Raw genomic sequence first — 22,509 nt, 5'->3', positions numbered from 1 at the left:
ACGGCGGTGGGGATGTCCTGAACGTTGAAAGCCTGAACGGCTTCCTCAAGCACGGTTGCATCGCCACCTGTCACCAGCTTGCCGGTAAGCAAACTTGTGGAGCACAACCGCGACGCCCGTGAGCCCGCCGCCGCCCAACCTGCTGATCGTCGACGACGACCCGGAGCTGCGCCGCTTCCTGCGCGGCGAGCTCGAGGCCGAGGGGCACGGGGTGGAGACGGCGCGCACGGGCCAGGAGGCGCTCACGCGCATCCGTGAGGGCGGGCTGGAGCTGGTGCTGCTCGACTGGACCCTGCCGGACTTCTCCGGCCTGGAGGTGTGCCGGCGCATGCGCTCCGGCGGCATCACCACGCCGGTGCTGATGCTCACGGCCCGCGACGCGGTGAGCGAGCGGGTGGAGGCCCTCGATGCCGGTGCCGACGACTACCTCACCAAGCCGTTCTCGATCGAGGAACTGCTGGCGCGGGTGCGGGCGCGGCTGCGGCGCAACGGCAGCGGCGACTCTGCCGGCGAGGTGCTGCGCTTCGCCGATCTGGAGGTGAACACCGCCGGGCGGGAGGTAAGCCGGGGCGGTCGCCCGATCCATCTCACCGTGCGCGAATACGACCTGCTGCTGCAGCTGCTGCGCCAGCCCAACCGGGTGCAGGAGCGGCTGGACCTGCTGGAGGCGGTGTGGGGGAGCCCCTTCATCGGCGACGACAACCTGCTGGATGTGTACATCCGCTACCTGCGCCGCAAGATCGAGCTGCCCGGCGAGGCCAAGCTGATTCACACCGTGCGCGGCGTGGGCTTCATGCTCAAGGCTCAAGAACCTGGGGCTTGAGGGAGAGATCAGCGGCCTGACGGACCAGGGAGCGGTCGAAACTGATCAGAGCCTCGCAACCCTCGCTGCGGGCCAGGTGGAGGGCATCGGCGAAGTCCACCCCCTGCCGGTGCCACTCCAGGACGCGGCGCACCAGTTCCTCCTGCTCCAGGTGCACCTGGCGGATCGCCATCAGCCCCTCGAAGGCACGAATCACCGCCTCGCGCGGCAGCTTGTAGGCGCCGCGCAACACCCACTCCAGCTCCAGCACCACGGTGATCGGCACGAAGCAACCGGCGCTGGCATCGATCAGATCCGCCACTGTCGCGGCCTGCTGAGGATCGTCATTGGTGAGGAACCTCACCAGCAGATTGGTGTCGAGAGCGACGGGAAGGCTCATCAGAGCTGGGGACGTTCCGCATAGAGGGCAGGATCCATCCGCTCCAGGGGCACGGGAGGCCCTGCATAGCCTGAGCAGCCGATCAGCTCACGGGCCGTGGAGGTTTTGCCCATCGTCTGGGGGGTGAGGCGGAGCCCATCAGGCTCGATGCTCAGGGCGAGGCGGTCACCAGGCTGCAGCCCGAGCAGCTTGCGCAGACGAGCCGGGATCACCAGCTGGCCCTTGGAGGAGAGGGTGAGCAAGGCATCCATGAGCAGAACCCCCAGGACTGGCTTACAAGCGTAAGGCAAAGACCTCAGAGGGAAGCAGCCACTGCTTCACACCGTGCACAGCGCCGGCAGCAGCAGCTGAAAGTCGGCGCCACCGCCGGGGGCGTCGGCCACCTGGGCCGTGCCGCCCATGCGCTCCATCAGCAGCCGCACCATCGCCAGGCCGATGCCGCTGCCGCTCAAGGAGGCCAGTGGTGCGGCCGTGCCGCGCCGGAACAGCTCGAAGATCCCCTCCCGCTCTCCAGGAGCCACGCCGGGGCCGTGGTCGCGCACGTGCAGCACCACGCTGTCGTGGCGGCGCTCCACGGCCAGCTCCACCGGCGTGGGGGCGGGGGCGTACTTGAGGGCGTTCTCCACCAGGTTGGTGAGGCACTGGCCCAGGCGTTCCGGATCGGCCCGCACCCGCAGATCGGCATCGGCGTCAGGCGCCTGCAGCCGCAGCCGGCCGACGGCCAGGGTTTCCAGGCGCTCGTAGGCCGCCAGCAGGGCATCCCCGGCATCGAACGGCAGGGACCGCAGTTCCAGGCGGTCGCCGTCGCGGCGGGCCAGATCGAGCAGATCGCGCACCAGCCGCGTGATGCGGTCGGCCTCGGCATGGATAGCCCGGCCGGCCTGGAGCAGTGGCGGCAGTGGCGCCCCGTTGGCCTCGGGCGTGGTGCCAGCCAGCAGGCGCTCCAGCCGCTGGGCGTTGCCGCTGATCAGGGTGAGCGGCGTGCGCAGCTCATGGGCCACGCCATCGATGAAGGTGCGCTGCTCCTCGCGGCCGGCCGCCAGGCGGCGCTGCAGGGCGTTGAAGGCATTGGCGATCGGCCGCAGCTCGGTCGGCTGATCAGCCACCGCGATCAGCTCCTGCCGGGCGGCGGCGTCCGGCTCGGCGCTGGCCAGGGCCTGGCTGAGCACCTCCAGGGGGCCCGACAGGCCATCGCGCAGCACCGGCCGCAGCAGGGCACTGGTGATCAGGCTGGAGAAGCCCGCCACGGCCACCAGCAGCCACTGCCCGCGGCGTTCGGCCTCCAGCACGGCGGACACGTTCTGGCGCACCTCGAGCCCCGAACCGGCGCTCACCAGCCAGCGCTCGCCAGCCACCCGCTCAATCCGTGGCGGTTGCACGGCAGAGGGGCCCACCCGCCGCAGTTCATCGCCCCCGGGCAAGGGCAGCACTCCCGCGGCAGGCAGCTCCAGCCTGCCGGCGTCCAGCTCCTGCCACACCGCCGCCACCAGCTGGGCATGGGCGGACCGCCGCTGCAGCACCTGGAGTCCATTGTTGAGCAGCAGCAGCACCCCGTAGCCGGCCAGCACCGCCAGGAAGGTGGTGGTCTGCAGGCGCTCACGCAGGGAACGGGGGCGGCTCATGGGCGCAGGTTATGGCTGAAGCGGCGCTGGACCAGCTTCTCAGCCACTTCTCAGCGAGTCCTTGCAACACCAGCAGGTTCAACCCATCCCTGCAGGATTAGAAAGCAAAGAGTTGCACCACACAGGCAATGATCAGACTTCATGCTTCGAGCCGCAAGCAGCTGTTGCTGCATCTGCTCAACAAGCGCAACCGGCTCCAGGCCGCCACCAGCAACGGCTTCACCCTGATCGAACTGCTGGTTGTGATTGTGATCCTCGGCGTACTGGGAGCCGTAGGATATCAGGCTTATATCAATCAAATCGGCCGGGCCAATGAAGCAGTAGCACAAACAGCGGCAACAGCCCTTGCCAAAGCTTGTGCAGCCAATCTAGTAGTGCCAGAAGCAGATTTTTCCATAGACGACATTGTCGACGGGGACAGAGTAGCACTTACTGACGGGGCTAATTCAACATGCGTAGCTGCTGCCGACGGCACTGTTACGCCTGCCACCTTTACAGTCGTCGCTGGATCAGGGGGATCTCAACCAGCAACAAGGTCAGCGACAGTCCAGGCAAACGGCGCAGTCGTCATCGGGGATGGGACCTGATTGGCATTGTAGTCAATCAACAAGCATACTAAAAGCAGCCTACGGGCTGCTTTTTGCTGATCGAGCAGAAGCGCCCTTTCCCGCCCCACTGGCTAAATTCAATCTCCTCTCACGCCACCATCGCCAACCCCGCTGGCTCGAGCTCCTGCGGCTTGACCCACGCTCCCTGCAACTCCTGCGCATCGTCCTCGGTCTGATCACCATGGTGGGCGCCACCGGCGGCTTACCGTTGTGGAGTTGCTGCACTCCTCTTAAGTAGTGCGCCCCCGCACTAACCCGGCCCTGCATCCAGGCTGGCCCTGGTCGCGTCACTTCACCTGCGATAATACGGGCTTCCAGATCCTTTTGCTCGTCACCCATGGATTACTGGGGTTAATCAGTAGCCTGGGCTGGCGTACAAGGCCCGTACTTGTGCTGTTGTTCGTCGTCACCATCTCCCTTCATCACAGGAATCTACTGGTGAACAACACCGGCGATCAGCAGCCCGGCATCGATATACGCTCGACCTGTCTGCCGCCAGTGGCCAGTTGTTGATTTGTTGATTTAATGCTCTATTCAGGCTCCAGCCCTAAGCCCCTGCCTGAACGCCAGCGCGCCAGCAGGATCAACATCGCTGAAACGGGTTACATCATCTAGATTGTCCCTATCTATTGGGTGGCGGTCAGCCACAAGACATTAACGGTTGGTCACTAACTGGCCATGTCGTGTGGTACGCCTTCAACATTTACTGGTTTGACCATCCGTTCGCCATCCGTCTTTATACAAGCGCCGGCAGTACTGCAGCTGTTCCCCCACTCGGCCTTTCTGAGCCAATGGATCGCGCCCGTGCTGACCCTGTTGCCGACGCGCTCCGAGACGCCACGGTTGCTGGGCACCTTTAGTCAGATGGCACCCCATTCCAGCCCCCTCACCACCTCCGCTCTCGTCTCCCGGGCTCCGTGATCCCTCTCCAAAACTGAGAGCTGGATGCGCTGAATGTGCTGGAGGTCGACGTGGATCCGACGCTGATGGAGCCCCTGCGGCCCCACCTCGACCGCTATCGGCACGACCCGGAGTTCAACGTTCAGTGTCCGTCCTGGAACAGCGACATCGAGTGGATCTCGCCCAACAGCCTGGCGATGTTCCGCGTCTACAGGCAGGTGTTCGACGCCCTGGATCCGGCGCGGGCGGTGCGGCCGCTGCTCGACCTCAAGCACGCACCCCGCCTCTATTCCGGGTTCCTGGTGCGCCGCAGCCACTACATCGCCCCCAACTTCCACGAGGACTGGTTCGACACCCAGCACCAGGCCTTCACCCTGATCACACCCCTGCAGATGGGCGACAAGCCCGCAGCCCTGATCTACAAGAAAACCGATGGCAGCATCGGCCGCTATGCCTACCGGACGGGCAAGGCGATCCTGTTCGGCGACAAGTTCGTGCATTCCACCGCACCCGGCAGCTCCGATCCGCCGCTGGTGCTGCTCTCCTTCACCTTCGGCACCGATCGGATGCGCTACTGGAGCGCGATCGCCCGCACCGGCGCCAATCAGGGCAATCTGGTGTGGCGTCCCGACGGCTCCTTCCTCTGCCATGACATCGACGACTGACGCGCCACCCACCCCATGACCCCCACCTGGAGCCACGGCTACTTCACGCAGGACGTGTACACCGCCGGGTTCTTCCGCGAAACCGCCCCCAGCTGGCTGGATTTCGCGGCGCTGATGCAGGGCGCCGCGCCGCCGCGGCAGCGGGAGGGCGAACCCTTCCGCTACCTCGATCTGGGCTGCGGCATGGGCTTCCACATCGCCCTGATGGCGGCGCTCTATCCGGAAGGGGAGTTCATCGGGGTGGACTTCCATCCCCAGCACATCGCCCACGGCCGCGGCCTGGCCCAGCGGCTCGGCCTCGCAAACCTGCAGCTGCACGAGGCCGACCTGCTCGAGCTGCAGCGCGATCCCGCCGCCCGCCGCGAGCTCCTGGGCAGTGAGCCCTTCGCCTATGTGGTGAGCCACGGCGTGGCCACCTGGGTGGTGGAGCTGGTGCAGCAGGCCCTGCTGGCGGTGGCGTCCGCCTCACTGGGGCCCGATGGGCTCTTCTACTGCTCCTACAACACCCACCCCGGCTGGCTGAGCCGCAGCGCCCTGCATCAGCTGATCCGCCTGCAGCGCCAGCGCTGCGATCCGGCCGATCCCCAGGCGCCGATCCGCTGGGCGATCGCCACCCAGCGCGCCCTGCTCGGTGATCCCAACGCGCCGAACACGCCCTTCGGGCGCTCCTTTCCCGGCATGGCCGGCCTGCTGGCGCAGCACGAGCGGGAAGACCCGCGCTACGTGAGCCAGGAATACGCCAACGACGGCTGGCAGCCGCTCTATGTGGCCGAGATGCACGAGCGCTGCGCCGCCCACAAGCTCAGCCCGCTCACCACCGCCACCCTCACCGAACTGTTCCCGGGCCTGCTGCCGGCCGAGCTGCGCCAACTGCTGGAGGGCGAACCCAACCCCACCGTGCGCGCCACCCTGATCGACATCGCCGTGAACCAGTCGTTCCGGCGCGACGTGTTCTGCCGCGGCAGCCAGCGGCTCACCCCCGCCGAGCGGCTGGGCCGGCTCGGCGCCCTGCGCTTCCGCCTGCAGCTGCCCCGGCCGCTGGAGAGCTACGAATTCAGCACCAGCTACGGCACCGTGCGCGGCGACACGGACGTGTACCGCCGCGCCGAAGCAGCCCTGGCCGAAGCCGACGGCCCCCTGGAGCTGGGCGCCTGGGCGGTGGCCGCCGGCATCGAGCCGGCGGAACTGGCCCAGCTGGCGGCCTTCCTGCTCACCTGGAACCGCATCGGCCTCGACCGCGGCGAGGCCGGCGAGGCGGCCCTGGCCGGCGTGCAGGCCGCCAACCAGCGCATCGGCGAACTGCGCGAAGCCGGCGCCCCCTACACCTGGGTGGGCTCACCACGCATCGGCAACGGCGTGTGGATCAGCCTCAGCGAGCAGCTGCTGGCCCAGGGCCTGGCCGCCGGCCTGAGCGGCGACCTGCTCGCCACCCTGGTGCGCGGCGCCCTGCTCGGCGCCGGCGCCGTGATCCCCGGCAGGAAGGGCGAACCGCTCACCCAGGAGTCGGCCCAGCTCAAGGCCCTCCGGCAGCAGGCCACCCAGCTCGAGAAGCAGGGCCTGGCCTGGCTGCAGAGCCTGGGGGTGGTGGGGGGCTGATCAGCCTGGCTGCAGGAGCTCAACCCCCCACCACACCGATGCTCAGGCCCGGTCGAGCTCAGCCTGCAGGCTCTCCCAGGTGTCGGGCAGGTCGCCGCGGCTCACCATGCGTGTGAATGCCGCGTAGCAGTCGCTGCGGTCGCCTTCCTTGCGTGGGAAGCCGAGCCAGAGGATGAGGAGCACGCGCCGCTCCTCCCGCTCGAACGGCCTGAAAAACAGGCGGTAGCAATCGGGAAGGCCCAAGCCCTTCAGGCGCCCGTAACGCCGCAACGGACCACGCAGAGCAAAGCGGCTGGAATAAGGATCGGCGGCGATGTGCTCCGTTATCCCTTCCATCACCGCTGCCAGCAAGTTCACCTTGGGGTGTTGCCTGAAGCTGTGGGGATCGAGCTGACGCTTGAGGCGGATCGCGTCAACCTTGAGCTCGGTGTACTGACGCGCGAACAGCTGAGGGTGGAAGGCGATGTCCCAGCCATGGCGCACCAGGTTCCGGCTCATTCCGTCTCGGTGTGAACGCCGGCGAGCAGTTCCTCGTCTTCAGTGGCCATGGCTTCGGTGTAGAAGACGGGCCCAGATTCGGCAGCGAGCGCTTCACGGCTGAGAAAGTCGAGAAACAGCCGCAGCATCAGACTTTCCTCCTCGTTGTCCTGCTGGTCCTGGGAGGGTTCAAGCCGAAGCAGAAGCGTGGTGTCGCTGAGCACTTCCACCTGCCCTGAGGCTCCCGCGAACTGGGGGTGATCGCGGTAGAAGGCCGCCGGCAGGCGCAGCCCGGAGGAGTTGCCGATCCGGGCCGGCGTGACGCGGTAGGGAGACGTGGGCATGGAACCAGGCCGAAAAGGCGGACTTACAAGGCGTTAGTCCAACTCTACGGCTGCTCGCTGGGCGTGGGCTCCAGCGGCTCCGGCAGGGCCGGCGCCACCTGCTCCTGGCGGATCGTCTGGCCATCGGCCAGCTGGCGCGTGAGTTCCAGGCTCAGCACCCCCGGCGCCGTGCCCACCACCCGGAAGCCATCCCGGGGCGGCAGGGCATCGATCAGCACCCGCGACACGGCCGTGCCGTCGCTCCACTCGCCGTCGAGCCCGTAGGCGGGGCCGCAACGCATCAGCACGTCCCCGCGCCAGATCGCGGAGGGCGCCGCGCCGCGGCTGTAGAGCACCGCCACGCTCTGGCCGCTGCGGTTGCGGCCCTGGAGCTGCAGCACGAAATCGCGACCCGCCAGGCTGCAGCCGACCGGCAGCGGCACCACGGCGGCCTGAAGCGTCACCGCCTCGGCCCGCTGCAGCTCGCCGCGCATCAGCTCCAGGGCCCGCTCGCCCGCCTGCCGCTCCCGCAGCCAGCGGCCCAGCCGGCCCACGTGGCGCAGGTCGCCCACCAGCAGCTGCAGCAGCGCGGCGCTCACCAGGCCACCGAGCAGCAGCGTCACCAGCAGCTCCACCAGGGTGAAGCCGCCCGGGCGGCGATCCCGGCCAGCGAACGCGAGAGAGTGCGCCATCACGCCGCCTCATCGCGCACGCAGCTGGCGGCGCTGACGCCGCCGCCGGCCGCAGCCTGCTCGCGACCCAGACGCAGCACCCCCACTGGCAAGGCCATCACCAGGCAGCGGCGCAGGTCCGTGCCGGCGGTGGCCACCACCACCGTGCCGCCGTCGAGAAGCAGCCCGTTGGCGCTGAAGCGCAGCTGCCGCGGCAGGTTGTGGCGCAGCTCCACCCGGCCGCCCGCCACCTGGGCCGCGTCCAGCAGTCCGCCCGGCCCGTCCACCGACAGGCTGCGCGGCCGGCCCTGGCGCAGGGCCAGATCGCGCTCGCGCTCGATCGCCATCGCCAGCTCCCGCGCCGCCACCTCCACCCGCTGGCGGGCCACGAACCCCTGGCCCGTGTACAACCCCACCGCCAGCAGCAGTCCCAGCACCAGCACCGCCACCAGCAGCTCCGGCAGGGTGTACCCCTGAGCACAGCTGCGGCGCCCCATGGCCCGCTTCATGACGTCCCTCCCGCGGGGGCGCAGAGCCCATACACCGCCAGATCGAAGCGGCGTGTGCGCGGCTGTCCCTCCCCGGCCTGCACCGTGGCCGTGACGATCCGGCCGGAGCCATCGGCCACGAGGGCGAGCTCTGGATCGGCGCCGGCAGCGGCGGCGTCGCGGGGCGACGGCGCGGGCAGCAGCTCAGCGGGTTGCGGACAGGTGGCCGGCGCGGGGCCGCCGGCGGCAGGTTGCCGGGCCGCCAGGGCCTGCAGCCGCGCCTGCACCGCCAGCAGGGCGGCGTCGGCTTCGCGCTGCTGGCGCAGCAGCTGGTCAGCGTCGAGGCTGGAGTGGGCGCTGCGCGCCCAGATCCCCAGCGATCCGGTGGCCGAACCCAGCACCAGGCTGCCGGCCACCAGCACTTCCACCAGGTTCATGGCGTCACCTCCCCGCCCGCCTCGCCGGCCGAGGCGCGCAGGCCCCGCTCCTCGATGCCCACCAGCTGCGGCGGGCCGGCGGGGGTGTCGTCGCCAGGCAGCTCCCGCCGCCAGTGCAGCGCGAAGGCACCCCGCGGCGCGGTGTCGGTGCCGGTGCCGGTGCCGGTGCCGGTGAGTTCCAGCACCAGATCGCCGGTGCCCTGATCGGGGCCGCCGGCCTCTCCAGCCACAGGGCCCGGCACATAACTCACCAGCCGGTAGCCCTCACCGGCCTCCAGGGCGGCGCAGCCCGCCTGGCCGCTCCAGGGTTGCCGGTGCCAGTCGCCGGCGGCCAGCGCCAGCGCCTGCGGGCAGCCGCGCTGCACACGACCGGCCCACAGCTGGGCGACGTTCATCAGCTGGTCTTCCGCCAGACGGCGCTGGCGCTGCACCGCCGCCTGCAAGCGGCTTTGCAGCGCCAGGGTGAGGAGCAGCAGGCTGCTGAGCATCAGCAGCAGCGCCACATTCATCGCCAGCGGCAACAACAATCCCGCCTCTGTGGGCGGGTGATGGCAGCGGCCTCGACGGACCCGCCACTGGGAAAAACAGCCTGGCATTCACACACCTCGGCGACGACCGCATCAGCGTTGCCACCGGACACGTGCCGCCCGCAAAGATCCGCAACATGGCCGCCGTCAACGGCCAGCGCCAGGCCCTAGTATATCCATGTACATCCAGCTTGTCGTGGCCAAGACGCGTCTGTTCCGCAACGGCCACTCCCAGGCCGTGCGCATTCCTGCGGAGCTCGCCTATGAGCACAACAACCTCGAACTCGAGATCGAGCGCATTGGCGATGAGATCCGCATCCGTCCAGCCGCCCGGCCGATCACTGGGGCGCTGGCCGCTCTGGCCAGCTTCTCGCCCACCTTCCTGGCGGGCGGCCGGGAGCAAGACCAGAAGGAGCGGCCCTCCCTGTGAGCCCAGAGCCTCGTTACCTGCTCGACACCAACATCTGCATCTACCTGATGAAGCATCAGCCCCCTGAGGTGGCCGAGCGCTTCGCACGGTGCCGCGTGGGGGAGGTGCTGATCTCAGCCATCACCGCCGCGGAGCTGGAGTTCGGCGTGGTGGCCTCCGGTCCCGACGAGCAACGCAATCGACAGGCCCTGGACCGTTTCCTGCAGGAGGTTCCGGTGGCTGCCTTCGACGCAGCGTCCGCCCGCGCCTATGGCCTAGTGCGCTGGGCGACCCGTGAACGGCGGCGGGATGCGCTGGACAAGCTGATCGCGGCCCATGCCCTTGCCCTGGGGGTCACGCTGGTGACCAACAACCCCGCAGACTTCTCCGCCTACCCCGGTCTGGCCATCGAGAACTGGGTGGCGTAGGTTCTGGCCCGCCCTACAGCAGCGGGGCAGACGGTGTCATCCCCCGCAGAAAGCACTCCAGCGGCAGACAGTCGATGCCGTCGACGCGCAGCGGTTCGGGGCCGAGGTGGAGGAGAGCCGTCTCACTCTCGGGATAATCCTCCCGGAACGCCTTGAGGCCCGCCAGATCACGGGGCTGCACGCTGCGGCTGCGCTTCACCTCCAGGGCCACGAACGTGCCGGGGCCGTACACCACGAAATCCACCTCGCGGCCTGCGCGGGTGCGCCAGTAGTGCAACGTTTCGGTGCCGCCGCGGTAGGCGATCCAGGCGCGCAGGTGCTGGGCCACCAGGCCCTCGAGGCCCATGCCCTCGATCTCGGCGGGCGCATCGAGCGGGCCGGCAGGCCGCAGCGAGCGGTACACGCCGGCGTCGAAGTAAAAAAACTTGGGATGAGCCACCAGCTGACGCTGCGCCCGGCGCTGAAACGCCGGCACCCGAAAGGCCAGCAGCAGATCCTCCAGGATCTCGAGGTAGCCCTCCACGGTCTTGCGGCTCACGCCACACTCACGCGCCACGGCCGCCAGGTTGAGCGGGGAGCCGTGGGAGAAGCTGATGGCCTCCAGGAAGCGCGCAAAGGCGCCCACATCACGCACCAACGCCTCGGCCCGCACCTCCTCCTGCAGGTAGAGCGAGGCATAGGCCGCCAGGGTGCGGGCTGGATCGGCCGCCTGCACCACCAGCGGCACCAGCCCCACAGCAAGGGCCCGCTGCAGGTCAAACTCCTCGCCCAGTTCGGCGGCCATGAACGGATGCAGGGAGGCCTCCAGGAGCCGACCGGCCAGCAGGTTCCAGCTGCCGCGGCGCAGCTTGCGGGCGCTGGAGCCGGTGAGCACGAAGCGCAGCTCCGGCCGTCGCTCCACCAGGGCGTGCACCACATCGAGCAGGGCCGGTGCCTTCTGTACCTCGTCGATCACGACGGTGCGGGCTGAGGGTTCGGCGGCGATCCGCTCACTCAGGCGCTCGGGCCGGGCCTGGTAGAGGCGCTGGAGCTCCGGATCCAGCAGATCAAGCCAGAGAGCATCGGCCAGCCGCCGCCGCAGCCAGGTGGACTTCCCCGTGCCCCGGGGGCCGAACAGGAAGAAGCTCCCCGCTGGCGCCTGAAACAATCGCCCGAAAACCGCCAAAAACGCTGCTGATCCGGCGACACTGCCGCCATTTTTGCATGGTCACGCCTAGCGCTCTCTGTTCAACAGCCCCGCTCCGTCATTTCACGTAGGGAACCAGAACGGTGGCCAGCATCGGGAAGTGGCGCCGGTTGAGTGTCACCAGCGAGCCGCCTGCGCCCTCCGCCGTGGCGGCAATCAGGGCATCAGCCAGCCCTGTGCCATGGCTGCGGCCATACTGCCGCCGCCACGGCCCAGCCTGCACCGCCGCCGCAGGTCCGACGTCCAGGAGCTCAAACGTCGAAACGAAGGCATCCAGGCGCAGCCGCTCATCACCGTCGCGCACACCCGCGTAGAGCTCGGCGATGGTGATCACACACGCCGCCAGTTGCCGCTCGCTGCCTTCCAGGAACGCAACGGCCTGGGGCTGATCACGCAGATAGTCGATCAGCACGTCGGTGTCGATCACCAGCAGGCCATCGCTCACGGGCGGAGTCGATCCAGTTCCTGGCGAAGCTCTCGCCAGTCGGGCAGATCGTCGCGATGGGCCCAGAGACCTCGGGCCTCACGGAGGCGGGCCAGACGGCCCTGGGGCTGGTGCTGCTCCAGAAAGGCATCGATGGCGTCCCGGATCAGGGCGCTCTGGCTGCGGCCGCTGCGCTGAGCCAGTGCCAGCAACCCCTGCCGCTCAGCTTCAGACAGATAGATCTGCGTGCGGCGCATCGGTCGGCAGGTGATGTATGCAACATACATCGGGCATGCCAGCCAGAGTCGATGCTCCCTCTGGCCGGCCGAGCAGTTGAGCGGGATCCCGGAACGCTCCCGCCTGCTGCGGGAGGCCCTTCAGGCCCTAGTGGCCCGCGAAAGCGCCCGGCGGCTGGCACGGCTGGGCGGCAGTGAACTGCAGCTGGAGGTGCCGCCGCGCTGCTATCGCGAGAGCACCTGGACGGTGGCGCCATAGCGCCTGAGTTGCTTGTCCACACTCAGCAGCAGCATCGGTTCCACACGGCTCTGGCACACCAGCAGGCGATCGAATGGATCACGATGCTGGCCATCGTTCTCGAGCTCGGCAATCGCCAGAAGATGCGAATTGCGGATCGGCAGCCAACGGAATCCCAGACTCGGCAGCGTTCGCTCCAGCTCCGGCAGATCCACCCGTAAACGCCCCAGCGAACACTTGATCGCCATCTCCCAAAGGGAGGCCTGGCTCACATACACCTCGGCGTCCGGATCCTGCACCCGCTGCACCACCGGATCGGGGAGCCGGGGATCGCCTGCGAGCCACCAGATCAGCAGATGGGTATCGAGCAGCAGCCGTGTCATTGCAGGGCATCAAAGAGCGCATCCAGCGGCTCGTCGAAATCATCGGCTGTGTCGATCTGGCCGCGCATCGCACCAGGGGCTGCGACCGTGCGCGGTGGAGGACTCCACGCCACCAGACGCGCGATGGGGGTGCCGGCACGGGCGATCACCACCTCCTCGCCATGCTCCACGTCCTGCAGCAGCTGAGACAGGGTTGTCTTGGCCTGGTGCACATTCACGAGCTTCGCCTTTGCGTCCTCCACGATCCTTCTCGATTGACTAAGCCCTAGTTTAGTCATTCCCGACGGCCTGAGCCCACGGCTGGGCCCGGGAACGGCCCCCGCTCACACGTCCCAGATCGGGCCGAGATCCAGCACGAGGCCGCTGAACAGCTCACCTCCGTCGAGCGTTTTGGCGTTGTCGAGCCGCTCCGGGTTGGCGGCGGCACCGGCCCGCCAGATCTCCACCGCCCGCTCCTCGGGCAGCAACAACCAGCCCAGCTGGGCGCCATTGGCCAGGTAGGCGTCCATCTTGCGGCGCAGGGCGGTGAGGCCACGGGGACCGTCGTCGCTCGGGCTGGCCAGTTCCACCACCAGATCCGGGCAGAGGGGCGCAAACCCTTGGCGCTGCCCAGGGCTGAGGGCCTGCCAGCGCTCCAGCCGGACCAGGGAGGCATCGGGGCTGAGCACAGAGCCGTCAGGGAGGCGGAAGCCGGCGGAACTGTCGAACACCCTCGAGCAACCCGATGACTTGGCAAAGGTGGTGAGCTGAAACAGCAACTCGCTGTTGCGAGCGCCGGTTTCACTGCCGGTGGGCGTCATGGCGATCAGCTGGCCATCGGCCGACAGTTCCAGCACAGCATCGGGATTGGCCTGGCACACCCTCTCGAACTGATCGGCGTTGAGCCGCAGGTCCCACGGCAGCTGGAGGGGCTGCACGCCTGGTGCTGAGCTTGGCGGTGCCAGCGTCATGGACCTTCCCCCAGTCTTCTTCAGGCTAGAGGTGTGGGTTTTGCCCAACAAGGCGGCGATAGCGTGAGAGCAGGCGTGTCAGCTCAGAGCCTCATTGGTTCCGCGCATGGAGCCAGCGCAAATCCCGCCCGAGCACGTCGGCCAGCTTCGGGTTCCACTGGGGCAGGGTGTCCCACTCGGCGCGGCTGTACACGAGCAGGTCGGTGGCCAGGGGCAGGGGGCTGGTATCCCAGCGGCGCAGACGCTCCCACACCGGCAGGTCGCACTGGCTGAGGATCAGCAGCAGGTCGAGGTCGCTGCCCACGCCGGCATCGCCGCGGCCGTAGGAGCCGAACACGCCCACCGCCTCCAGATCCGGATTGGCCTCGGCCTGCCGCTGGGCCCAGATGCGGGCCTGCTCAAGCACCGCCTCGGAGCTCGGCCAGCGCAGCACCACCATGGCTACTGATTCAGCTTCAGCACCGCCATGAAGGCCTCCTGGGGCACCTCCACGCGGCCCATGGCCTTCATGCGTTTCTTGCCCTTGGCCTGCTTCTGCAGGAGTTTCTTCTTGCGCGAGATGTCGCCGCCGTAGCACTTGGCGAGCACGTCCTTGCGCATGGCGCTGATGCTCTCGGAGGCGATCACGCGGCTGCCGATGGCGGCCTGGATGGGGATCTTGAACTGCTGGCGGGGGATCAGCTCCTTGAGCTTCTCCACCAGGGATTTGCCCACGTTGTAGGCCTTGTCGCGGTGCACAATTGTGGTGAGCGGATCGGCCTTCTCGCTGTTGATCAGCACGTCGAGGCGCACCAGATCGTTCTTGCGGTAGCCGATCAGGGAGTATTCCATCGAGGCGTAGCCCTTGGTGCGGCTCTTCATCTGATCGAAGAAGTCGGTCACCACCTCGGCCAGGGGCAGCTCGTAGTGAAGCGTGACGCGATCGGTGGTGATGTATTTCATGTCGATGAACTCGCCGCGCCGCTCCTGGCAGAGCTCCATGAGCGTGCCGTTGTAGGTGTTGGGCGTGTAGATCTCCAGCTTCACGTAGGGCTCCTCGATCGACTCGCGCTTCTGCGGATCGGGCAGGGTGGCGGGGTTGTCGATCATCACGGTGCTGCCATCGAGCAGGTTCACCTTGTAGATCACCGACGGGGCGGTGACGATCAGATCGAGGTTGTATTCGCGCTCCAGCCGCTCCTGCACGATCTCCATGTGCAGCAGGCCGAGGAAGCCGCAGCGGAAGCCGAAGCCCATGGCGCTGCTGGTTTCGGGCTCGTACTTGAGGGCGGCGTCGGAGAGCTGCAGCTTGTCCAGCGCCTCGCGCAGGTCGGGGTACTGGTCGGCGTCGGTGGGGAAGAGGCCGCAGAACACCATCGGCTTGGCCTCGGTGTAACCGGGCAGCGGCGCCGGGGCGGGGTTGGCCGCCAGGGTGATGGTGTCGCCCACGCGGGCATCGGCCACGGCCTTGATCGAGGCGGCCAGGTAGCCCACCTCGCCGGCGTGGAGGCTGTCCACGGGCCGCTGATCGGGCGCCATCACGCCGATCTCATCGAGGTCGTAGGTTTTGCCGCTGGCCATCAGCAGCACCTTGTCGCGCCGCTGCAGCTGGCCGCTGATCACCCGGAAATACACGATCACGCCCCGGTAGGGGTCGTAATAGGAGTCGAAGATCAGCGCCTGCAGCGGCTCGGCCACCCGGTCGGCCGGCGGGGGGATGCGTTCCACAACCGCCTCGAGGATCTCGGGCACGCCGAGGCCGGTCTTGGCGGAGCAGGGGATGGCTTTGGAGCAGTCGAGCCCGATGATCGCCTCGATCTCCTCCTTGATGCGCTCGGGATCGGCGCCGGGCAGATCGATCTTGTTGAGCACCGGGATGATCTCGAGATCGTTCTCCAGGGCCAGATACACATTGGCCAGGGTCTGCGCCTCCACCCCCTGGCTGGCATCCACCACCAGCAGGGCACCTTCGCAGGCCTGGAGCGAACGGCTCACCTCGTAGCTGAAATCCACATGGCCGGGGGTGTCGATGAGGTTGAGCACATAGCTCTCGCCATCGGCGGCCGTGTACTGCATGCGCGCGGCCTGGAGCTTGATGGTGATGCCGCGCTCGCGCTCCAGCTCCATGTTGTCGAGGAATTGCTCCTGCATGTCGCGGGCGGCCACGGTGCCGGTGTCCTGGAGGAGACGATCGGCGAGGGTGGATTTGCCGTGGTCGATATGGGCGATGATGCAGAAATTGCGGATGCGGGAGACGGGAACGTCGGTCATGCGCTCGGGATCGGGCGGTGGATGCCGCTTCCGCGCGGGGAGACCAGAGGCGGAGGCTCAGATGATCCTAAGGATGTGTTAGCCCAAAACCTGAGGCGCTGCGTAGGGTTGAACAACCGGCTGCGGAGCGATCCCGGCATGGACCAGCCACTTGAGCACCCAGTCGACCACCGCCTGCTCAGCCGGGAGGAAGGTCAGCGGCTGCTCTATCGCGCGGCGATCGATGTGGCGCGGAGGAAGGGGGCGTTGAAGGAGGGGCAGACGCCGGACCAGACGGCATCGCGGATGACCACCGCCAGCTACACGCTGGTGGACGGCGACGGCAAGGTGCTGGCCCGTGTGCCGCTGGAGGAGGCTCGGCGGCGGCTTAAGCAACGGGTGCGCATCGCCCGGCGGGTGCTGAAGGGGCCGCTGGCGAAGCTGCCGGCGGTGGCGCGCACGGTGCGGGGCTTCTCGGTGAACCAGCTGCGGCTGCTGGACGAGGGACCGCGGGCGCTGGCCTGGGCGATCGGCAGCGCCGAACCGTTTCCGGATGCAGGCTCGCGGCTGGAGCACCAGCTGATCGCAGTGGGACTGCTGTGCCTGTGTGTGCTGCCGGGGCTGTGGTACGTGAGCTATCGCCACAAGCGCTGGAGGGAGTACGAGCAGGAGGTGCGTTCGCTGGTGGCGCGCTGGCGAAGCAAGGGGCGGCCGGACCCGCCGGACAGCTTCTTCCTGATGTACGAGAGCTGAGCCAGCCACGGGGCGCGGTTCCTATGATCAGGCTCAGCTGCCGCAACACGAGCCATGAGCACCGAAGCCGCCACCACCGACCCGCGCGCACTCACGATCGAGAACGTGGAGCGCACGCTGGATGAACTGCGCCCTTACCTGATGGCCGATGGCGGGAATGTGGAAGTGGTGGAGATCGAGGGGCCGATCGTGAAGGTGCGACTACAGGGCGCCTGCGGCAGCTGCCCCAGCAGCACGATGACGCTCAAGATGGGCATCGAGCGCAAACTGCGCGAGGCGATTCCCGAGATTGACGAGGTGGTGCAGGTGCTCTAAGTGCCAAAAAATGGAGGGGGGGGCGGGGGCGCAAGCCGACTACTGGCAATCACCGATTCCCCCCCCGGATCCGATGGAAGGATTGCAGACGAAAATGCTCTTCGCATGAAGGGTGACCGGCTCCAAAGCGCCCGCAATGCCTAGATTTCCATTAACAAAATCCACTTGGTAAGATATTTGCTTTGCTGGTTGCAGAGGCGGATTCAGAACCGTGATTGATGCGTTTGGAACAACCAAACCCGAAACGACTCCATCTGCCCCGACGGAAACCGAGCCGTCACTACCAACAAGGAGAGGAGGATGGTCCAAGGTTCCATTGCGGAATACACGTGGACCGCATCGCACAATGCCTCCAGACGAGTTAACATACTGGACTCCAGACCTGTTAATTGAGGGCCCGTATACATCATCTGGCCTAGGAATCCATAATGTAAAGCCCCCTGGAATTGTGCAGCCCGGAGGGGATGCTCCAACTTCAATTTGCTCTGCCTCAGAAGCCTCAATCTGCAACAGGTAGTTAAGCCTGCTGAAATCTTCACGGTTGCGCTGAGCAGCTTCTAACCTTCCCTCCTCCCTCAGCTGACTGATCATCACTTGCGCCGTAATCACCGCAATAAGCGCAGCAATCAGACTAGCCACCAACAACTCAGGAAGAGTGAAAGCATCGGCAGGTCGCAACCGAGGGCGATTAGACCGGGCGATCAGTCGAAGAATTAGTTTCATAGACCCTGCCAAATAGTGCATGTATCAGAAGCAGAGTTGGGAGGCCTTCCTATTTCAACTGCCCCCAAAGCAGGAGACAACCTAATGCAGCGAACTGGGAGATCGCCGTTGAGGCTTATAGTCAACTGAAAATTAGTGCCTGGAACATTTGCACTGTCAACCCAAAGGCCGCGAGGGGTAAACGTGACAGGGCTTCCTACAGGTTCAAGGTTAACGAAGTCCTGCTGTACGCTGAGTGGAACCCGTAAGATTGCTTCTGGAAATGTGCAGTCCTGATCAACTGTTGCAATCTGGCCACCCGCAAAGCGATCTCCATTGTCAAATGCTACCCTGCAACCCCCTGCCACTCGATTAGCCGTCACTTCATCCGCAGCAGCGTTGCGAACCTGCTCAAGCCATCCAGCCACTTCAAGGGCTACAGACTGAACTCGCGCACGGCGAACCAGGAAAAAGAATCCACTAATACCAACGGCGGCGATAACACCTATGATTACAACGATCACCAGCAACTCGGGCAAAGTGAACCCAGGGTATTGCGGAAGTCGAGAAAACAGAGAAAGGTTTCGCAGGCGTTTCATCTTAAGGACACCATGAGGAAACAATGGGAGCAATACGCACAGTTCTCAAAGGCCTCTCTAGCTCATCTTCCCATATCACCTCAACAAGATGATTAGAAGCATCAGATGGATTAACTCGCTCTGCGGCACGGCGAGAGACACCACCATCAAGGGTATCGGCACCAGGAGGAATCCCATCAATAGCAGAAACAAACCCGGCCGTAATGTGTCCGCTTTCTGCAGAGGATCTGCATGCCGAGAAAAAACGAGCAACAAATGAGGTGTTAGCCGGGTCAGGAAAATAATAAAAAGAATTTCCCACTTGAACGTCAGTTGTACTTCCCGCGCAAGGTAGTGTCGGCAGGTTGCTCGGAACGGCGCCTTCAGGAGTACCGCAAGAAGTGTATATTTCAGAGAGTCTATTTATTTCCGCAATCTGCTCATCAATCCTTCTGCTCTGATCAGCTCGCGATCCGGTTCCCCGAACTGATTGTGTAATAAGATTGAAAGCAACAATTGCACCAACAGTAGCAACGAGGAGAATAACCGCAGAAGCCAATACCTCTACCAGGGTAAATCCTGCATTCTTTTTGCCTCTTAGCAAGCGCTCTGGGGCCTGAGAAAAGGAGATGTTGGCGATGGCCATGAGCTTCATATGGATGGCAACCTACAGACCAAATCCAGACGCTTGAGTAAAGCTTCTGGCGACAAAGTCATAATAGTCAATCGTGTTGAATATAGTGCTACCAGGAGGCAAGAAAGATGGCGCTGAGGCGGGAATGCGAATCGCAAGGCTGTTCCCTCCACCACTGAATGTCAAACTGTTTACCCAAAGGCGCCCCATGAAGTTAGGCTCGGCATTACCACCTCCTCTTAAGATGATGCTTGCCCTGGGAGCATACAGATTAAATCCGACAATTGCACTCTGTCCTCTCAGGTCAAAGGTTCCGCTGCCATTAGCATAAATGTTGAGCAGTTCTGATATGTCGTAATAGTCCAACTTGTTCGGAGTTCCAGAGGAGTCAACTAATCCGCAGGGGGAAGCTCCAGTGCTATCACACAGCGCCTGAAAATCACGGCCTTGAGAGGCATCAACCCAGGGCACTTCGTAGGTGCAGGGGAAGGCGGGGGTACTACCCCATGAGCAATGCACCCTCCTAAAGTCTGAGTTTCCAGTCACATTCATGTATGTCCCGGTAAATCCTGGATTATCAAAGAAAAAATTAATCCTTGCATTGGATGTATCTATTATTACATCGTTGCCGCCTAGGTTAAAGCTTTGCAGCCTGCAATTGACCTCAGCATAAGGCCGACGAGGAGATGTAGTTGGAGTCGGAATATCTAGTCTCTCATAGCAAACATCTCTTCCGTTTCCATCAACAGCCAATGGCCCACAATTGCTTGTGCCATTAGAGTCGCACATTCTAAGCTGCCTAAGAGTCGTATCAAAGTAAATATAGCGATCTCCACCTATGGAAAGGTCAACCCAGCCAATGGCTGGCGAAAGACTGGCTTGATTGATCTCCTTAGCCACGAGCGGGGTGGCCAGTGGATCGATGAAATTTTGAGTCGCCAAATAGTCGTCTGGAATTGACTTTGCATATCGAGGAAAAGTGATATTAAACTCTTCACCTACAAATTGAACGCCTGTTCCTCCTCCGGCAACTCGCCCTAATCTCAATGACTCGCTAGTACATGGAGTTGTATTCACGGAACCACTCAGGTCGCCTGCACTTCCACCAGTACCTCCAAAACATAGAGCTTGGGTAATCAACCCTCGCTCGTCTCGAATGTCAAAGCCACCTCCCCCTGTCCCCGGGTTAATACCACCCCCGTTTAGACCAATAATGAATCCGCGACCTCCATCAAACGCCTCGAGAGAACAGGGAGTGCGATCTCTTCCCCAGTTCGTAGCAGCTTGGCCACCAAACGAGCGTTTACAACACTTCGGAGTAATTTCAAACTCACGCGCAACTCGAGCCGTGCTTGTCCGATTATTTTGAGTGACCGTGCCAACAACTGTAATCCTGATCAATGAGCGATCATTTCCGGCTTTAAGTTGTTCTTGCCTGTAGACCCAGTCAGATGCCGGATTGGTGTCTCCTGGAGTACCTGCTGTGAATTGAGCTCTAGTCTCTCGTAAGAATTGGACGCTTTCAACGACAAATGTTCTATTATCGTCTGAATTGCTCCGGTCCAGCGGTTGATCACCATTGTTCGGCCTGAAGCGATCGATGTCAGCCTGTATAGGAGAGCTGTAGTCCAACGGGACAGCGTCTCGTTTACTGCCAATTAGCTGACCAGCAAGATCGTAGACTGTGCAAACATTGCGATTGTCAAGCTGGGCGGCGGTTGTGCCAGTTCCCCAATTAGCGGTATTTCCAGCAATGAGAAGATATCGATTTTCTTCTCTATTCATCGTGGTGGCGAACTCCGCGATCGCCGCTTCCGCGACATCCCGAGCCTGGCGGTTCTGCACCTGAAACGCCTGGCCGATGAAGCCCAGCTGGCCCCGTGACGCCAGCGCCGCCACCCCCAGCAGCAGCACGAAGGCGGCGATCAGGGCCACCGCCAGTGAGTAGCCCCGTTCCGCCAGGCTGCCGCCGCCCCGCTGGCGGGCCCGCAGCATCGACAGCCTCAGCAGCAGGTTCAGGGCGCCCCGGCCGTTGCGTGGTTGGTCCATGGCGTATCAGGTCGTCCACTCCTGGTTTCAAGCTACCCCCGCGGGGCCGTTGGCGCACGGGGGGCAACGGTTCATCACCAACCTTTCAGCCAGGCCACCGCAGGGCCCGGCTCCTACGCTGCGTACCGCCGTTTCCGCCCCCCGTGCTCGATCAGCGCCTGCTGCGCGACAACCCTGAGCGGATCGTGAGCCAGCTGGCCCGCCGCGGTCTGCAGGTCGACCTCACCGGTCTGCAGCTGATCGCCCGCCAGGAGCGCGATCTCGAACAGCGCCGCAGCGAGCTCCAGGCCGAAGGCAACCGGATCGGCCGTCAGGTGGGCGAGCTCATGCGCGGCGGAGCCGCGCCGGCTGGCCCTGAGGTGGCCGCGCTGCGCGAGCAGGGCAACCGCATCAAGCAGCAGGTGGCGGTGCTGGAGGAAGAGGAGAAAGGCCTGGAGGCCCGGCTGCGCGAGCAGCTGCTCACCTTCCCCAACCTGCCCGATACCGCCGTGCCCGACGGCGCCGGCGAGGCCGAGAACGTGGAGGTGAAGCGCTGGGGCCGTCCACGCACCGAAGCCGGCCTGCAGGAGCACTGGCAGATCGGCGAGCGTCTCGGCCTCTGGGAAACCGAACGGTCGGTGCGCATCGCCCAGAGCCGCTTCATCACCCTGCTCGGCGCCGGTGCCCGCCTCGAGCGCGCCCTGATCAGCTTCATGCTGGATCAGCACACATCTCGCGGCTACACCGAGGTGCTGCCGCCGGTGCTGGTGAACACCGCCAGCCTCACCGGCTCCGGCCAGCTGCCCAAGTTCGCCGAGGAGAGCTTCCGCTGCGCCGACGACGACCTGTGGCTCACCCCCACCGCCGAGGTGCCGCTCACGTCCCTGCACCGCGACGAGGTGGTCGCCGCCGAGCAGCTGCCCCTGCGCTACTGCGCCTACACCCCCTGCTTCCGCCGCGAGGCCGGCTCCTACGGCCGCGACACCCGCGGCCTGATCCGCCTGCACCAGTTCAACAAGGTGGAGCTCTACTGGTTCACCCGCCCCGAGGAGTCGGCCGACGCCCACGAGCAGCTCACCCGCCACGCCGAAGCCATCCTCGAAACCCTCGAGCTCCCCTACCGCCGCATCGAGCTCTGCACCGGCGACCTAGGCTTCTCCGCCGCCCGCACCTACGACCTGGAGGTGTGGCTCCCCGGCGCCGGCGCCTACCGCGAGATCTCCAGCTGCTCGGTGTGCGGCGACTTCCAGGCCCGCCGCGCCTCGATCCGCTTCAAGGACCCCGACAGCAAGGGCACCCAGCTCGTGCACACCCTCAACGGCTCCGGCCTCGCCGTGGGCCGCACCATGGCCGCCCTGCTGGAAAACGGCCAGCAACCCGACGGCTCCGTGCAGCTCCCCGCCGCGCTGGTGCCCTACTTCGGGGGGGAGCGACTCGGCTGAAGGGTGGGCGGGGCGGTAGCACGGCCATTCGGGAATGGCACGGCAGAATGCCGCTACT

At 65.2% G+C, this 22,509-nt stretch carries 31 protein-coding genes; 10 read left to right on the top strand and 21 right to left on the bottom strand.

Annotated elements, in window-relative coordinates; genetic code table 11:
- Positions 1 to 118: 118 nt before the first annotated feature.
- Positions 119 to 823 carry a response regulator transcription factor gene (locus KBY90_RS00555; RefSeq protein WP_254966449.1) on the top strand — a complete coding sequence of 235 codons (705 nt, stop codon included), beginning with the start codon at positions 119 to 121 and terminating at the stop codon, positions 821 to 823.
- Here KBY90_RS00555 and KBY90_RS00550 read toward each other — a convergent pair.
- The 3 genes from KBY90_RS00550 to KBY90_RS00540 form a co-directional block, all read right to left on the bottom strand.
- Entirely contained in the window at positions 798 to 1,202 is a 405-nt protein-coding gene (locus KBY90_RS00550; protein ID WP_254966448.1) for a type II toxin-antitoxin system VapC family toxin, read from the bottom strand. The two genes, KBY90_RS00555 and KBY90_RS00550, sit on opposite strands and share 26 nt — an antisense overlap.
- Positions 1,202 to 1,453 (bottom strand): AbrB/MazE/SpoVT family DNA-binding domain-containing protein, encoded by a 252-nt coding sequence (locus KBY90_RS00545; RefSeq protein WP_254966447.1) that lies wholly within the window; start codon positions 1,451 to 1,453, stop codon positions 1,202 to 1,204. Before KBY90_RS00545 ends, KBY90_RS00550 begins: the two co-directional genes overlap by 1 nt.
- Before the next feature lie 66 nt (positions 1,454 to 1,519).
- Entirely contained in the window at positions 1,520 to 2,824 is a 1,305-nt protein-coding gene (locus KBY90_RS00540; protein WP_254966446.1) for a sensor histidine kinase KdpD, read from the bottom strand.
- Between the two features lie 164 nt (positions 2,825 to 2,988).
- Between KBY90_RS00540 and KBY90_RS00535 the strand changes: the two genes are divergently transcribed.
- The 3 genes from KBY90_RS00535 (at position 2,989) to KBY90_RS00525 (ending at position 6,593) form a co-directional block, all read left to right on the top strand.
- Positions 2,989 to 3,411 (top strand): type IV pilin protein, encoded by a 423-nt coding sequence (locus tag KBY90_RS00535; RefSeq protein ID WP_254966445.1) that lies wholly within the window; start codon positions 2,989 to 2,991, stop codon positions 3,409 to 3,411.
- A 992-nt stretch (positions 3,412 to 4,403) separates the two neighbouring features.
- The gene (locus KBY90_RS00530) at positions 4,404 to 4,997 is read left to right on the top strand and encodes a hypothetical protein (protein ID WP_254966444.1); all 594 of its coding nucleotides are present in this window, start codon (positions 4,404 to 4,406) and stop codon (positions 4,995 to 4,997) included.
- Between the two features lie 15 nt (positions 4,998 to 5,012).
- Positions 5,013 to 6,593 (top strand): class I SAM-dependent methyltransferase, encoded by a 1,581-nt coding sequence (locus KBY90_RS00525; RefSeq protein ID WP_254966443.1) that lies wholly within the window; start codon positions 5,013 to 5,015, stop codon positions 6,591 to 6,593.
- A 42-nt stretch (positions 6,594 to 6,635) separates the two neighbouring features.
- Here the strand turns inward: KBY90_RS00525 and KBY90_RS00520 are convergent, their stop codons facing one another.
- Genes KBY90_RS00520 through KBY90_RS00495 form a run of 6 tightly spaced genes read right to left on the bottom strand, consistent with a single transcriptional unit; the run spans position 6,636 to position 9,516 of the window.
- Complete coding sequence (locus tag KBY90_RS00520) at positions 6,636 to 7,091, bottom strand: type II toxin-antitoxin system YhaV family toxin (RefSeq protein WP_254966442.1); 456 nt, start codon at positions 7,089 to 7,091, stop codon at positions 6,636 to 6,638.
- The gene (locus tag KBY90_RS00515; protein WP_254966441.1) at positions 7,088 to 7,414 is read right to left on the bottom strand and encodes a hypothetical protein; all 327 of its coding nucleotides are present in this window, start codon (positions 7,412 to 7,414) and stop codon (positions 7,088 to 7,090) included. The genes KBY90_RS00520 and KBY90_RS00515 overlap by 4 nt, the downstream gene beginning before the upstream one ends.
- Before the next feature lie 44 nt (positions 7,415 to 7,458).
- A complete protein-coding gene (locus tag KBY90_RS00510; RefSeq protein WP_254966440.1) occupies positions 7,459 to 8,085 on the bottom strand; it encodes a prepilin-type N-terminal cleavage/methylation domain-containing protein in 627 nt (208 codons plus the stop codon).
- A complete protein-coding gene (locus KBY90_RS00505; protein ID WP_254966439.1) occupies positions 8,085 to 8,573 on the bottom strand; it encodes a GspH/FimT family protein in 489 nt (162 codons plus the stop codon). Before KBY90_RS00505 ends, KBY90_RS00510 begins: the two co-directional genes overlap by 1 nt.
- Positions 8,570 to 8,989 (bottom strand): hypothetical protein, encoded by a 420-nt coding sequence (locus KBY90_RS00500; protein WP_254966438.1) that lies wholly within the window; start codon positions 8,987 to 8,989, stop codon positions 8,570 to 8,572. The genes KBY90_RS00505 and KBY90_RS00500 overlap by 4 nt, the downstream gene beginning before the upstream one ends.
- A complete protein-coding gene (locus KBY90_RS00495; protein WP_254966437.1) occupies positions 8,986 to 9,516 on the bottom strand; it encodes a hypothetical protein in 531 nt (176 codons plus the stop codon). Before KBY90_RS00495 ends, KBY90_RS00500 begins: the two co-directional genes overlap by 4 nt.
- Positions 9,517 to 9,694: 178 nt before the next feature.
- Between KBY90_RS00495 and vapB the strand changes: the two genes are divergently transcribed.
- Positions 9,695 to 9,946 (top strand): type II toxin-antitoxin system VapB family antitoxin, encoded by a 252-nt coding sequence (gene vapB / locus KBY90_RS00490; RefSeq protein ID WP_254966436.1) that lies wholly within the window; start codon positions 9,695 to 9,697, stop codon positions 9,944 to 9,946.
- Positions 9,943 to 10,353 (top strand): type II toxin-antitoxin system VapC family toxin, encoded by a 411-nt coding sequence (locus KBY90_RS00485; RefSeq protein WP_254966435.1) that lies wholly within the window; start codon positions 9,943 to 9,945, stop codon positions 10,351 to 10,353. The genes vapB and KBY90_RS00485 overlap by 4 nt, the downstream gene beginning before the upstream one ends.
- A gap of 13 nt (positions 10,354 to 10,366) precedes the next feature.
- Here the strand turns inward: KBY90_RS00485 and KBY90_RS00480 are convergent, their stop codons facing one another.
- From KBY90_RS00480 to KBY90_RS00470, 3 genes are all read right to left on the bottom strand, one after another.
- On the bottom strand, positions 10,367 to 11,500 hold the full coding sequence (locus KBY90_RS00480) for an ATP-binding protein (RefSeq protein WP_254966434.1): 1,134 nt from the start codon (positions 11,498 to 11,500) through the stop codon (positions 10,367 to 10,369).
- A 97-nt stretch (positions 11,501 to 11,597) separates the two neighbouring features.
- A complete protein-coding gene (locus tag KBY90_RS00475; protein WP_254966433.1) occupies positions 11,598 to 11,984 on the bottom strand; it encodes a type II toxin-antitoxin system VapC family toxin in 387 nt (128 codons plus the stop codon).
- On the bottom strand, positions 11,981 to 12,220 hold the full coding sequence (locus tag KBY90_RS00470) for a CopG family transcriptional regulator (RefSeq protein ID WP_254966432.1): 240 nt from the start codon (positions 12,218 to 12,220) through the stop codon (positions 11,981 to 11,983). Before KBY90_RS00470 ends, KBY90_RS00475 begins: the two co-directional genes overlap by 4 nt.
- Before the next feature lie 76 nt (positions 12,221 to 12,296).
- Here KBY90_RS00470 and KBY90_RS00465 point away from each other — a divergent pair, with 76 nt between their 5' ends.
- Positions 12,297 to 12,458 carry a type II toxin-antitoxin system VapB family antitoxin gene (locus KBY90_RS00465; RefSeq protein WP_254966431.1) on the top strand — a complete coding sequence of 54 codons (162 nt, stop codon included), beginning with the start codon at positions 12,297 to 12,299 and terminating at the stop codon, positions 12,456 to 12,458.
- Here the strand turns inward: KBY90_RS00465 and KBY90_RS00460 are convergent.
- The 5 genes from KBY90_RS00460 to lepA form a co-directional block, all read right to left on the bottom strand.
- Entirely contained in the window at positions 12,425 to 12,820 is a 396-nt protein-coding gene (locus KBY90_RS00460) for a type II toxin-antitoxin system VapC family toxin (RefSeq protein WP_254966430.1), read from the bottom strand. The two genes, KBY90_RS00465 and KBY90_RS00460, sit on opposite strands and share 34 nt — an antisense overlap.
- Entirely contained in the window at positions 12,817 to 13,062 is a 246-nt protein-coding gene (locus KBY90_RS00455; RefSeq protein ID WP_254966429.1) for a type II toxin-antitoxin system Phd/YefM family antitoxin, read from the bottom strand. Before KBY90_RS00455 ends, KBY90_RS00460 begins: the two co-directional genes overlap by 4 nt.
- Positions 13,063 to 13,143: 81 nt before the next feature.
- Positions 13,144 to 13,770: a Uma2 family endonuclease gene (locus KBY90_RS00450; RefSeq protein WP_254966428.1), complete on the bottom strand. Its 627-nt coding sequence runs from the start codon at positions 13,768 to 13,770 to the stop codon at positions 13,144 to 13,146.
- Between the two features lie 91 nt (positions 13,771 to 13,861).
- Complete coding sequence (locus KBY90_RS00445; protein ID WP_254966427.1) at positions 13,862 to 14,209, bottom strand: nucleotidyltransferase domain-containing protein; 348 nt, start codon at positions 14,207 to 14,209, stop codon at positions 13,862 to 13,864.
- A 2-nt stretch (positions 14,210 to 14,211) separates the two neighbouring features.
- Complete coding sequence (lepA, locus tag KBY90_RS00440; RefSeq protein ID WP_254966425.1) at positions 14,212 to 16,020, bottom strand: translation elongation factor 4; 1,809 nt, start codon at positions 16,018 to 16,020, stop codon at positions 14,212 to 14,214.
- 138 nt (positions 16,021 to 16,158) lie between these two features.
- Between lepA and KBY90_RS00435 the strand changes: the two genes are divergently transcribed.
- Together KBY90_RS00435 and KBY90_RS00430 are read left to right on the top strand one after the other, a co-directional pair.
- Positions 16,159 to 16,752 carry a hypothetical protein gene (locus KBY90_RS00435; RefSeq protein ID WP_254966424.1) on the top strand — a complete coding sequence of 198 codons (594 nt, stop codon included), beginning with the start codon at positions 16,159 to 16,161 and terminating at the stop codon, positions 16,750 to 16,752.
- Between the two features lie 54 nt (positions 16,753 to 16,806).
- Entirely contained in the window at positions 16,807 to 17,067 is a 261-nt protein-coding gene (locus KBY90_RS00430) for a NifU family protein (RefSeq protein ID WP_254966423.1), read from the top strand.
- Between the two features lie 39 nt (positions 17,068 to 17,106).
- Here KBY90_RS00430 and KBY90_RS15125 read toward each other — a convergent pair whose 3' ends face one another.
- Genes KBY90_RS15125 through KBY90_RS00415 form a run of 4 tightly spaced genes read right to left on the bottom strand, consistent with a single transcriptional unit; the run spans position 17,107 to position 20,976 of the window.
- The gene (locus KBY90_RS15125) at positions 17,107 to 17,790 is read right to left on the bottom strand and encodes a type II secretion system protein J (protein WP_396122471.1); all 684 of its coding nucleotides are present in this window, start codon (positions 17,788 to 17,790) and stop codon (positions 17,107 to 17,109) included.
- Positions 17,787 to 18,368, bottom strand: coding sequence for a GspH/FimT family protein (locus tag KBY90_RS00425; RefSeq protein WP_254966422.1), 582 nt, complete (start codon positions 18,366 to 18,368; stop codon positions 17,787 to 17,789). Before KBY90_RS00425 ends, KBY90_RS15125 begins: the two co-directional genes overlap by 4 nt.
- Position 18,369: 1 nt before the next feature.
- The gene (locus KBY90_RS00420) at positions 18,370 to 18,993 is read right to left on the bottom strand and encodes a prepilin-type N-terminal cleavage/methylation domain-containing protein (protein WP_254966421.1); all 624 of its coding nucleotides are present in this window, start codon (positions 18,991 to 18,993) and stop codon (positions 18,370 to 18,372) included.
- Between the two features lie 21 nt (positions 18,994 to 19,014).
- A complete protein-coding gene (locus tag KBY90_RS00415; RefSeq protein WP_254966420.1) occupies positions 19,015 to 20,976 on the bottom strand; it encodes a hypothetical protein in 1,962 nt (653 codons plus the stop codon).
- A gap of 197 nt (positions 20,977 to 21,173) precedes the next feature.
- Between KBY90_RS00415 and serS the strand changes: the two genes are divergently transcribed.
- Entirely contained in the window at positions 21,174 to 22,451 is a 1,278-nt protein-coding gene (gene serS, locus KBY90_RS00410; RefSeq protein WP_254966419.1) for a serine--tRNA ligase, read from the top strand.
- The last annotated feature ends 58 nt before the right edge of the window (positions 22,452 to 22,509 follow it).

Origin of the sequence: Cyanobium sp. CH-040 (assembly GCF_024346135.1) — a bacterium.
Taxonomy (GTDB): Bacteria; Cyanobacteriota; Cyanobacteriia; order PCC-6307; family Cyanobiaceae; genus NIES-981.
Note: the sequence above shows the minus strand (reverse complement) of the source record. Positions and strands in the feature narration are given on the sequence as shown.